This is a genomic window from Paenibacillus sp. FSL F4-0100 (genome assembly GCF_037993005.1).
GTDB lineage: Bacteria > Bacillota > Bacilli > Paenibacillales > Paenibacillaceae > Paenibacillus_AQ.
This window is the reverse complement of record NZ_CP150303.1, coordinates 4,655,431-4,668,240: the sequence shown is the minus strand read 5'-3', so window position 1 is coordinate 4,668,240 and position 12,810 is coordinate 4,655,431. Positions and strand designations below refer to the sequence as shown.

Here is a 12,810-nt window from a genome sequence, read left to right as displayed (position 1 = left end):
GCGCTGGTTTGTATAGCTATTAACATGATTCAAATTCGCTAGAAGTTAGGAACCAATCGAACAAGTTTATCCGGAGTGCCGTCACCATTTTTGTCGCCATTGTTACTGGTAACGAAATAAAGCGAACCGTCCGGCGCTTCGACAATGTCGCGAATGCGGCCGTATTTATTCACAAACAGATAATTAAGATCACTACTGTTGATCGTCGGCTTTCCGTTCTGCTCTCCAATGACCATGCGGATGATCTGCTTACCTTTTAGGTTGGTAACAAGAAGATTGCCTGCCCATGGCCCTTGAGTTACAAAGGTCATGCCGGAGGGAGCCCAGGTTGTACCGCTTGCATAAATCAGAGGAGGTGTAATGCCTGTTTGATTCTGATTCCCGCCCTCATATTTAGGCCAGCCGTAATTGTTACCGGGCTCGATGAAGTTGATTTCGTCCTTGGAGGATTCACCATGCTCCGATTCAAAGAGACGGTTCGTTCCAGGCTGCCATGCTAATCCTTGAGGGTTCCGGTGTCCACGGCTATAGATCGGAGAAGAGGCGCCAAATGGATTGTCGGCAGGAATGGTACCATCCAAATTCAGGCGGAATATCTTCCCTCCGAGGTAAGAGAGTGTATCATCTTTATTTCCGTAGTTGCCGTCACCGAAATACAGTTTGTTGTCCGGACCTATTTTCAAGCGGCCGCCATTGTGATAGACCGCACCAGGAAGATTAGTGATCAGAACCTTGTCAATTGTAGCCTTGTTGTTATTCTCTTTAAGACGAACAACTCTGTTGGCTACTTTGTTGTCGGATGTTTTGTAGGAATGATAGATATACATGTAATGATTGGTCGCAAAATTAGGATCAAGCGCCAGTCCCAATAAGCCGCCTTCACTCTTAGGCATATAATAAAAAGGAGAACTGAGCGTAATGACCGGCGTTGATTTCAAATTCCCGTTCTCAACGACTCGAACTCTGCCGCTGTTGCGTTCCGTGAAGAAGATCCGTCCATCCGGTGCGAAATCGATAGCCCATGGCGTTTCCAAGTTGTTAGCGACAACCTCTGGTGTATATGGATCGGAAGAGGCAGAGTTCGTTTTAACCGACAACGCTTGGCTAGCCTCAGATATATTTCCTGCTAAATCCCTGGCTTTAACGGTGAAGCTGTATGTGGTATTTGCCGTAAGTCCTGTTACCTTGAAGGATGTGGCAGACGTGCTGCCTGCTAATGAGCCGTTTCTATAAATATCGTACTCGTACACGCCTAAGTCATCTGTTGATGCCGTCCAGGTCAAATGGACTGATGAAGATGTTTTGCTTGAGCTTTCAAGTTTTGTCGGGGCAGTCGGTGCCTGAGTATCGGTTTGGTTCGTCGTTTTCACGGTGAGAGGACTGCTGGCATTGGAAATATTCCCTGCTGTATCTCTTGCCCTGACCGTGAAATTATATGTGGTATTCGGGGTTAAACCGGTAAAGGTGTAGGAAGTATCCGTTACATTCGCTTGCGCCAACACATCGTCTTTATACACGTCATAATCCTTCACGCCAACATCATCCAATGATGCAGTCCAGGATATGCTTGCCGTTGTATCGGTTACACTGGTTGCTTGCAAGTGGGTCGGTTCGGTAGGCGGGTATACATCACCTGACGCATTTACCTTCACCTTGTCAAAAATAGCCGTGCTTAATTTAGTCTCATTATGGCTGCTGACAGCCAATCCTACATACAACGAGGCATTCATGTTTAGAGTCACATTGCCTAAATCGCCCCAGTTCAAACCGTTGTTGGATACATATCCTTTGATGACGTTGCCTTTACGTTCTAGCTTTATCCAGGCTGGGCTGGTCGATGCAATTTTCTCGCTTTGGGAAGTTCCGCCTGTTTCTGCCCGGTACTGGAATGTGAACCCGTTCGAAGGCGTCAACAGCAAATCGACATGCTTGGAATCAGCATTCAGCGTTTCCCTTATCATGATACCGGCCTTGGCGAATTCGTGTGAATTGGTTTGAGAAGAGACAAGGGTGATAATTGCGCCGTCTCCCGTCCAGGGCTGGTACACATAGTTAAACTGATCTGATTTACCCCAGATGTCCTTGCCCGCACCGCTTACGGAAAATTGATCAGCAGTTGGATCATAAGAAGCATTGCCCTTCACCGACGGTGAACCGATATTTTGTTGCTTCCACGGACTCGGCACAGCAGCAGCTGCCGTTTCTTCCTCAACCTCTGCCTCAGCAAAGTCCGATGTAGGAAATAATGTGATCAACATACAAATGCAGAGACTTAAGACCATCATTTTGCTTCGTGTGATCATCGCGACACTTCCTTTTTAATTTTTGGAATGACAACAGGGGAAGGCTTTGACAAAAAATGAAACCCTCCTTTCTAAAAATTAAACCGCTTATACTTTCGATCTCTACTTTACCACATTTGGATAAAAAAGGGTTTTATTTTTAGAATAAAATCCCAATGTATGGTTTCTGAGAAGAGAAGTTGATCTCTTCTGTAATTTCTGGCTGTCGCCTTTTTGTGGACAGATGTATAATCATGGAAGAAGCCCCGCTACAAGAACATATGATGGATGATCATTAACGGGAACAATGTAGTTGTCGTTTACATCACAGAGGTACCGAAGGAGCGAAAATAACACATGATTTTATGGTTTAAAAATCTTCCTGCAACAGATATTGATTTTTCTTCATGGATTCCTTTTATTCGAAAGCCTTGGTTCCGAACACATTATATGAAGTTTGTGTATTTGTTAATGATAAGTATTGCATTAGCACCTGGCCTTGTTTTTGGCGATGATTTAATCTCACAATTGATCACGGCAAACAATCAAGTAAGCATCAGTACCAGTAGTAGTGTTGTGTTTTATATAACATTAATCCTATTTAGTGCTTGTATTTTCGTGATACATGAGTTCTTTCACATTATAGTTATCTATAAGCTTGGTGATATAAGTTTGACTTTTAGCGGCATATTTTTTTGGCTTAATACAGATACTCCCCTTTCTAAAAAGAGGTTTTGGTTATTCATGAGCCTTCCGTTTATGATGTTGTCTATAGTTCCAGCTTTTGCTTCAATAGGTATGAGCGGATTCATGAAATCACTCATGTTATATATTTGTTGGTTTAACATAGTCATATCATCTTCAGATATCATCAATTCTTTTTTAATTCTTATTAAACCTAAGAATAGTATATTTTGTAGAGGATACTACCGTTTGCAGTAATATCATCATGGACCGCAATAGCTTATAAAGCGAGGTGTAGCTGCATTGGAGTATTACTTCGGAATTGTCCCACCCATGGATATTCACGATAAAATTATGAAATTAAGAGACAAGTATAACGGTCATCAAAGTTCCGGACCCCACATTACGGTAAAAGCATCGTGTGGACTAACGGAAGATATAGGGTGGCTACCACCGTGTTAAAAGGTGATTTCGGAATTTGGTGATTTTCCAATACGTGTGGGAGACCTAAAATTTTTCGGGAATATGGATGTCCTTTATTTAGAAGTGAAATCCCATGAGTTAGTAGAACTACATAAGAGACTTGTAACGATATTTAACCCCAATCAGGAACAAATCATGAAATGTTTTGAGTTAGAACGATACAAACCGCATATCACGGTTGCTCGAAAATCTGTAATTTCTGACTCGATCATCGAAACGAAGAAGGAGCTGGAGTCGTATGTTAGCTCAGTTCAAGAATTTCAAGCAACCCATATCAGCTTGTTCTATAGAGCGGATAAAAAAGAGAAATATAAAAAAAGGGCTGATTTTTGCCTAACGAGTTGATGCCTATGCCATTAAAGGAGGATTGTGACGAACATGATCATACTAATCAGCGGGAATAGCTGCACGGGTAAGACCTATATGGCACAACAATTGCTGGAGAGGTATCACGTTCCATATCTTTCGATCGACCATTTGAAAATGGGATTATACAGAGCGGATATGAACTGTGGCTTCACCCCCCTGGATTCAACAGAGTTTATCGGTGAAAAATTATGGCCGATCCTCAAGGGGATCATCAAGACGAACATCGAGAATAATCAGAATCTAATCATTGAGGGCTGCTACATCCTGCCTCACCATCTTCAGGATATCGAGCCATCCTACTCAGCGCACATCATACCGGTATTCTTGGGGTTCTCAACCACGTATATTCAGCAAAACTTCCAATCCAACATCATTCAACATCGAAATGCTATCGAAACTCGGATGTATCCTGAAGAAGGAACGGTTACAGATTATATACAGGAGCATGATGCTTTCCGTGAAAAGTGTTTAGCTACTGCTGTCCCTTATTTTGAAATTAAAGAGAACTACGAAGAAGAGATTTCAAAAGTATATGACTACATCGAAGGTGAAAAGCAGAGGATCGCGAAGATAAAACACAAGTCTTGATATATGAAGTATGTTCCCTATTTAATAACATGGAGTAGCCTATGAAAAAACAATTATTACTTGTCCTTGCAGTAGTCCTATCCATGTTTTTATTATTTCATGTTAATCAATGGATCAAGAATGAATATGAAATATGGACGACCATTGTAAATCGGGAGTGGGATACAAAAGGGACGGGTGTGTATTTTTATGAAGAAAATAATCAAAAGTATGGTCTCTATATGATATATGGAAGTGGACTTCCAGTCATTTCTTCTCATAAATCCAAGGTCAGAATCATAAATGATCATGTGATTGAGATGGAGATTCCTGATCATCCCATGAATGTGCAGTCAACTGATCAAAAGCTACAAGTATCCAGATTAAAATGGAATCAGGGTAAGCTGACCATGGACGGGCTGACATTTGACGCTTCAGAGACTTCTGAGAAACATGAGTGGGTTTTAAATCTACGAGCGAAATAATATCGCTGTAATCGAGGAAAGGACAGGAGCCATGGCACTATTCTTATATCATTATTATGATGCAGAAGCCGGACCCTTTCGAAATCTATCCGCACTATCCATAGAAGAAGCGCAGCAAGTACAGAGAAGACTCCAACAAAATAAAAATATGTTTGCGAGTCAACGTGCAGATGATTATATCGTAATCCGAAGCGAAGTAGAATCGCGTGCAAGAGATCAATTCATAGCCAAGGGTGGCAGGCCGACGAATAAATATCCACATTACATGACACTTGGCCCTTGTGAATGGATCAAGCGGTGGTATCAGAACGGGAGGGAACTCAAGATTCCCCTCGATGATGTTGACCCCGAGACGATTAGTTTTACGTATGGTGACTTATTTCCCACAATGCGTTATAAAGACGGAAAGCCTTACAGAGGGAAGGTCTACTTAAAGAATGAAATCCTCCGGCTGAATATGGTTGGCCGCAAGAATGGAACAAAGATGGAGATCATGGACCAGAACGATATATAGAAGCGCAGGTATGGGACGATCGTGTGATCCGTCTTTTTTTGAATAATCTATAGGAATGAGATGAAGTTATAGAACCTAAAGAATGGTGGGAGTACATGCATGATCATAATTGATTTGTTAGAAAATGACATAGAAAAGATAAATCAAACAGCTAGGCTATTGCATGAGAGTTTTGAAGCATGGCCCACAATAGATTCTGCCATACGTGAAGTTTTCGAATCTCTTAGTGATGATTCAATTAGTAGAGTATTAGTTAATGGGGATGATGAAGTTATAGGGTGGATTGGCGGGAGAAGTCAGTATGACGGTAATGTGTGGGAACTGCATCCGTTAGTTATTAGAAAAGATAGTAGAATGCGAGGCTTTGGCAAGTTATTAGTGATCGATTTTGAACGTCAGGTCTACCAACGCGGAGGTATAACCATCATATTGGGTACGGATGATGAGTATAATCAAACCAGTCTAGCAAACGTGAATTTGTATGATGATATTCCGGCCCATCTATCCAATTTTGAAAGTCTAGATCACCCAGCGAACTTTTATAGAAAGTTAGGTTTTGTAATCGTCGGCGTTATACCAGATGCGAATGGAATAGGAAAACCGGATATTATTATGGCAAAGCGTGTTAAATCTGTAGATTAGATTAAAGTATAGAGTTTCCTAACGGATGCTGCTCCCGTTCAGTCCAAGTTAATGGGACAATGAGGGCTCCAGACGCTGCAAAGCTATTGCAATTTTATCGATACTGAAGTCGACCAAGCATTGCTTGGGTTTGATGAACATGATAAACGGGAGGCGTTCTTATTGTTGATCTCACAGATGAATCCGGAGACATTAACGAGAGAACAGATCACAACGGTGGTATTCGGGGCGGAAACGGAAGTGGATGATGGTACGCAGTCCGGAGATTGTATCTTTGTGTTTGGCGGAAAAAAACTGGATCGAGTATGGAAAGCGGTTGAATTATACAAAAGCGGTCGCGCCCCCTATCTATTATTAACTGGTGGAGACCGATTTGGCGAGTGGGAGCAACCCGAGGCGGTCATGATGCGGGATGAAGCGACAAAAATGGGTATTCCGCCAGAATCCATTTTTATTGAAACGATGTCCAACCATACGAAGGAAAACATTATGGCTTCCCTAACCGTGCTTGATCGGGCATTAGGGTTACAACGAATCCATCGACTCTTGCTCGTCAGTGCACCTGGTCATATGCGTCGATGCCAGCTGATGCTCAGGACCTTTATGCCTCCTTGGTATGAGTATGTGTGGTGCCCAGACCATCGTTCTCAAGGGAGGCGCGACTATTGGTGGACCAATCCTATCGAAGAGAAGCGGGTACTGAGTGAGCTTAACAAAGTGATTGGCGGGGTAAAGGGCCGATATTTTGTTGATGCGGATATTGAATTTTGAACATTATCACGATTTCGCTGAGTATATCCAGTTTTTAACCGTTACAAGGATTCGAACTTACTATATTGAAGCATGTTCGATAATTCGCATTTTAGGGTCTTCGATTCTCCAACGGAGAAGGCGGAAGCATGCTGGAGAAGCAGAGCGGTCCCCTTTGCCCCCGGATTTCAACCTTGGAGAAGTACAATAAGAAATCTGGGGGCAACAGGGATCGAAAGTATGATCCGCATTCGTAGTGCTGCTTCACAAAGAGTTGGGTTTTTATCACCATTGCATACGGCCATAAGAGTGGCGAAATCTATTCGGGAGATGCCTGAAACATAACCTATAACCAAACAGCGGCCGTTTTCCTGAACACACTTCAAGGAGGACGGTTATTTTTATCTTGCAAAATAGGGAAGCAGCCATACGCTCAGGCCTAGGCCCGGGCGCATCTTGTTTGAAAATCTTCTTACATAGACTAATTTGATCATCCAGAGCTATTTATAATAATTAACATATAAAGTAAATTTTTAACATATAAATCAACTTGCGAAATATGTAAATGAATCAAAATTGAGTAAGTGAAATGGATCATCTTGGTTTTTGAGAATGTAACAGGATGATTGTATTTTATACAGGAGGTGATGTTTGTCGTCTTATTCAAGATAGGGCTAAAGCTTAATTATCAATTATTGAGGAGGGATTAATGGATGAACAAGGGTTTATCCAGAGTGCTGAACAAATCGAGAGTGATGATGTTGCCTTTATTGGTCGTCGTGTCTATGATTATGAACTTTTTTCCCCTAGAGGTTTCTGCAGCAGAACGAGGTGCTTGGGCACCCAATGTGTCTTATGCCGTAAACGACAACGTGACATACGATGGGAAAGCGTATAAAGCCATTCAATCTCATACCTCATTACCCGGGTGGGAACCGCCTAATGTTCCTGCATTGTGGCAGTTTGTTCAAGGTGGTGGAGGTGGTGATACTGTAGCTCCGACAACTCCTACGAATGTAACTGTAAGCGCAGTCACCTCTTCAAGTGTTACTTTATCCTGGCAAGCATCTACGGACAACGTAGGCGTGACAGGATATGATGTATACCAAGGCACAGCCCTTGCCATATCTGTTACCGGTACGACAGCGACAATAACGGGTCTTTCACCGAAAACGACATATTCTTTTAAGGTCATTGCTAAGGATGCTGCCGGGAATCTTTCTCCTGCCAGTGCGACCGTGAATGCAACAACTTCAGAAGGACCAGGCGGAGGTCCCCAGCCGACGAAGCATATATTGACAGGGTACTGGCAGAACTTCGTCAATGGTGCCAGCAAATTGAAAGTGAGAGATATACCGGATCAGTACGACATCATTGTTTTAGCGTTTGCCGAGATGGACCCTGTTAACCCTGGTGGTGTCACTTTCACTGTAGATTCTGCGCTATCCGCTGCTCTCGGTGGGTACACAAATGCTGAACTGATCGCGGACATTCAGGCTAAACGTGCTCAAGGCAAGAAGGTCATTATATCCGTTGGAGGGGAAAAGGGGAACATTAATTTGAATAACCCTTCCCCGAATGTAGCGAACTTTGTGAACAGCATGTACGGAATCATCACTCAATTTGGACTTGATGGGATAGACATTGATCTGGAGCATGGCATGAATGTACCTAACTTAACCAATGCGATCCGCCAACTGAAGCAAAAAGTAGGAAATGATTTTGTTCTGACGATGGCTCCCCAAACGATAGACATGCAGAATCCAAACACCTCCTATATGCAGCTCTATAACAATCTAAAGGATATAACAACCGTAATTAACGTCCAGTATTATAATTCCGGATGCATGCTAGGTCGTGACGGAAAATGCTATTCCCAAGGCACTGTTGATTTCCTGACGGCTCTTTCGGACTTAACGCTGCAGTGGGTATCACCTTCCCAATTGGGATTGGGCGTGCCTGCTACCTCTTCAGCAGCTGGAGGCGGATATGTTTCTTCAACGATCGTAAATAATGCCCTGAATTGTCTAGCAACTGGAAACAGCTGTGGAAGTTATAAGCCCGTTGCTAAATACCCTGATATACGGGGAGCAATGACTTGGTCCATTAACTGGGATGCGACCACGAATTACACGCTTGCCAAAACGGTAAGACCATTCTTGAACACGCTGCCTTAACTTAAGGATACTGTACAATCAGTACAACGTGTGTACTGCTCCTTGTGCGCACGTTGCGTGGTCCAGAGCTGTGTGGATGGCTCTCGACCATTAAGTAGATTATAGTTAACAAAAAGGAAACCTCTCTTTGATATGTGGTGGTATAAAACCATCATAAACATGGAGAGGTTTCTGTTTGGTTTCTTTGCCGAAACTAGACGTTCGTGGTGCGTTCGTTTGTATGATTTTTCGAACAAAATATGAGATTGGTTGCTGACGGCAAGGCCGATTGTACGATATATCGTACAAATATTGAATCTGGTTGCTTGCGGTATGCCCAATTGTACGATATTTCGTACAAATGATGAGATTGGTTGCTGACGGCAAGCCCGATTGTACGATATATCGCACAAATATTGAATCTGGTTGCTGACGGCAAGCCCAATTGTACGATATATCGTACAAATGATGAGATTGGTTGCTGACGGCAAGCCCAATTGTACGAAATATCGTACAAATGCTGAATCTGATTGCTTGCGTATGCCCATTTGTACGATATTTCGTACAAATGCTGAATCTGATTGCTCGCGGTATGCCAATTTGTACGATATATCGTACAAATGCTGAGTCTGGTTGCTGACGGCAAGCCCGATTGTACGATATTTCGCACAAATGATGAGTCTGGTTGCTTGCGGTATGCCCATTTGTACAATATATCGCACAAATGCTGAACCTGTCCGCCCACGGCACGCCCATATGTACGATTTCTCGTTCAATTTCCGAGACTGTCTCCTCTCGAGCTTCCTTTTAAACCGGCTCTAAATTCGTATACCAAGCTGAATCGGACGAGGAGTCTTTTAAGGAAGAAGATGAAGTAAGTCCAATAGGTTTATTAGATAACTATAAGAAGTATTTTGATTAGCCTATATAACCATTATCATAAGACATGGCCGTTATGGGAGGTGCATACATGATCATATTAATCAGCGGGAATAGCTGTACAGGTAAGACCTACATGGCTCAACAATTTTGTTGATGCGGATATTGCTATTAACTAGGTGCGATCATTTCCCGTACGATCCTATAGAGAGAATGTCGATTCCTTCAAAAATAGTGAAGCAAGAAACGCCCAGGCTTAGGCCTGGGCGTTTCTTGTCTAAATGCGACTGTAACGTACAATCAAACTGAGCCTCAAGGCTCCCATATCACCGTTGGGTACGGGAGTTGGTCATAAGCACTGGCCCAGTAATAGGAGTCGGCCATGATGCGCCGTGGCAGGAAACCGATCTCGCCACGGGATGCGGAGATGAGCTCGGATTGCGATTGGAACACGCCTTCCGCATTTGTTGTGGCATTAACATATTTGCCTGCCATATGGGTGAATCTTCCGCTGATCTTGGCCGTAACAGGCTGCCTTGTTTCCATATCAACCATCTGCATGGATACTCTGGCGGCACCATTAGAATAGGTGATGGTCATCTGATCAATCACCATCGGGTTCATTGTGGACGGCGCCGTTGTTGCTGAAGCAGCCGCGCTGGGAGCTCCTTCATTGCCGCTGATATCGACCGCCGTGATTTTATAATAATAGGTGGTGCTCGGCAGCAGCCCCGTATCTTTGTAGGAAAGTCCTTTAGAGGTTCCGGCGTAAGTAGCGGATCCGATCTCAAAGTCGGCTTCGGTCCCGCGGTAGATCCGATATGCATTAACGGCCGAGTTATCCATCGCCATATTGTAAGTTATATTAATGCGTTGAAAATCAAACGTGGCAGCTGTTGCCCCGCTAACCGTACTTGGCGGTTCATGGTCAGCAGGAGGCTGCCATGCGTAGCCGCCAGGTCCCCATTCGCTTGGAAAATCAACGATCGAGGAGTAGTGATGGAGAGCGATGCCTCCAAACGCCGAATCGTTCAGAAAAGCGTCATACACCTTGTTTAACTCCTGCTCCATGTAAGTTCGCCCTTCTTCATGGAAGCTGATCGTTTCCGGATCCCCTCCATCCGCGATGTCTTTCGTTTCAACTCCAATCACAACCGACTTCGGCTTGCCGATCGTATTTGCATAGGCCAGCTCGTTTAGCGCTTGTGCGATAATACCGGCGCTCCCATCGGCCTGATCGCGATAATTCATAATCGATATATAATCGGCCGTGTCCTGGATATGCTCAGACAGCCATTTCGTCTTTCCATTCCATGTAATATTGCTGGCGTCGGCCGAAGTGTCGTACCATCTAGGAATCGCTGCGCCGACTGACAAGGCGAGTCCCGATGCCTGCTTACGTTCCATTAGCAGCTGCAGCATATCCAGGTACTGAATTTGGACGGAAGGCTTTGCTGTTTTGAAATCCGGCAGGATATACGGTTCTGTATCCAAGTTCACGCCATCAAAACGAGCAGACTCGCCGGAGGCCAAATTGTAATTCAGTATCTGCTCAAATTCCCTTACGGCATGAGACTGATATCGATTATAGGCTCCGAAGTAAGGTGGGGTGGTACCACCGGCGATCAACGCTTGAACCCGAAAACCCTCGGCGTGTGCCCACTCGATGAATTGTTGGACTTTGCTACGATGATCCTCCAGCATTTTGGTTCCGTTATATTGACCTACAGCCAAATAAAGCGTCGTAATCGGACGTTGATTAAAGGTTGCGGTATCCTTTGCCATGGACGAGAGGACAACGCGGGAATTCGAATTCAGAACGAGAGGGTAGGAGGCATTTTCCCAGATCCAGATCGCACGATCTTGATCTGTCAGCGGTTCTGTGTTATAGGTGCTGCTAGTTACCGTTTCAGGGTTCGTCGCGGAGGGACTGTATACTTCTTCAATTACGTTAACGGGAGTTGGGTGGAAGAGATCCGTATAAACGGCATCTGTAACCGTCGCGGGATGGTTACCTTGGTTAACCGGTGGCTGCCCCCCTGTTCTTGCATAGACCGTTAGGCTATAGCCTATATTGCCATAAGAATCGGCTGCTCTGGCTTCCAGGCTGTGAACCCGTAGCGGGGATTGACGCGAATCGAATGTATATTTATAGCCGTTTTTGGCAGGGGAGACCTGCAGCCATTCTCCACCATCGATGCGGAGCTCAACAAGTGATATTGGATTTTTACCTGCTGCGGATATGTTAATATCCATTTTGTTGCGTTGCAAAGTATACTCAATAGGGCTGGTAATCTCCACTTCTGGAATATGAGCTGCGGGATTATCGATGTTCAGGTGCATCCAAGGAGACCAGATGCCATAACGCGTAACCGCGTCATTTGCTTTCAGCACCATTTCGACTGAACCGTCCAATTGACTCGTATCGAGCTTGTAGGACCAGGTCCCGCTGTCATCGCCATTGGGATCATCCATCTGAACATCCGTTACAAACTCTCCGTTTACGATGAGTTGAAGCTCATACACACCATTGTAGGAACCGAATAACTCAGACACACCCGGCTGAATCGTTTGCCCATCCTGATGGGAATCGATTGTAATTAACGCTGCTGCCTTGGCATGTGGGAGTGGAACCCAGATTGCAGAGATGAGCACTGCTGCCAGAAACAAAAGCCCGCACCTACGTAAATGTGAAAGCATCATCGTAGTCACATCCTTGTCAGTTTGATGTAAACCTAATGGACTCTACGGCAGTTACAATGGCTTGCTTATCCTAAGAGTATACATTTGCACAAATATGAAGCGCTTACTTTTTAATATTACGAAAAAAACCAATTAGAACTGATGTTAGGAACGTGGCAGGTTATTAATTTGAATAGGGGAATGTCTTTGAGTAGTTCAACAAGAGCTGTGCTCATCTCGAAAAAGTTCAGATTGGCAACTTTTTTTGATCCGCATCTCCGTCTGGAGACCGAGGGCAACTCTGTACCTGAGGCGGT

General features: G+C 44.1%; 9 protein-coding genes. 7 read left to right on the top strand and 2 right to left on the bottom strand.

Annotated features, from left to right (window positions below):
• Positions 1-38: 38 nt before the first annotated feature.
• On the bottom strand, positions 39-2,303 hold the full coding sequence (locus MHH48_RS21065) for a PQQ-dependent sugar dehydrogenase (protein WP_076321865.1): 2,265 nt from the start codon (positions 2,301-2,303) through the stop codon (positions 39-41).
• 336 nt (positions 2,304-2,639) lie between these two features.
• On the opposite strand from MHH48_RS21065, the gene MHH48_RS21060 reads away from it, so the two are divergent.
• From MHH48_RS21060 to MHH48_RS21030, 7 genes are all read left to right on the top strand, one after another.
• Entirely contained in the window at positions 2,640-3,224 is a 585-nt protein-coding gene (locus tag MHH48_RS21060; RefSeq protein ID WP_076321864.1) for a DUF3267 domain-containing protein, read from the top strand.
• A gap of 603 nt (positions 3,225-3,827) precedes the next feature.
• Positions 3,828-4,406, top strand: coding sequence for a 2-phosphoglycerate kinase (locus MHH48_RS21055; RefSeq protein ID WP_076321862.1), 579 nt, complete (start codon positions 3,828-3,830; stop codon positions 4,404-4,406).
• A gap of 41 nt (positions 4,407-4,447) precedes the next feature.
• Positions 4,448-4,870, top strand: a complete 423-nt coding sequence (locus MHH48_RS21050) for a hypothetical protein (protein ID WP_076321861.1) — start codon at positions 4,448-4,450, stop codon at positions 4,868-4,870.
• Positions 4,871-4,901: 31 nt separating this feature from the next.
• The gene (locus tag MHH48_RS21045) at positions 4,902-5,384 is read left to right on the top strand and encodes a hypothetical protein (RefSeq protein ID WP_256720471.1); all 483 of its coding nucleotides are present in this window, start codon (positions 4,902-4,904) and stop codon (positions 5,382-5,384) included.
• Between the two features lie 99 nt (positions 5,385-5,483).
• Positions 5,484-6,026, top strand: a complete 543-nt coding sequence (locus tag MHH48_RS21040) for a GNAT family N-acetyltransferase (protein ID WP_076321860.1) — start codon at positions 5,484-5,486, stop codon at positions 6,024-6,026.
• A gap of 162 nt (positions 6,027-6,188) precedes the next feature.
• Entirely contained in the window at positions 6,189-6,797 is a 609-nt protein-coding gene (locus tag MHH48_RS21035; RefSeq protein WP_076321859.1) for a YdcF family protein, read from the top strand.
• Positions 6,798-7,489: 692 nt separating this feature from the next.
• Positions 7,490-8,953 carry a glycosyl hydrolase family 18 protein gene (locus MHH48_RS21030; protein ID WP_076321858.1) on the top strand — a complete coding sequence of 488 codons (1,464 nt, stop codon included), beginning with the start codon at positions 7,490-7,492 and terminating at the stop codon, positions 8,951-8,953.
• A 1,170-nt stretch (positions 8,954-10,123) separates the two neighbouring features.
• Here MHH48_RS21030 and MHH48_RS21025 read toward each other — a convergent pair.
• Positions 10,124-12,514, bottom strand: coding sequence for a hypothetical protein (locus tag MHH48_RS21025; RefSeq protein ID WP_076321857.1), 2,391 nt, complete (start codon positions 12,512-12,514; stop codon positions 10,124-10,126).
• Between the last annotated feature and the right edge of the window lie 296 nt (positions 12,515-12,810).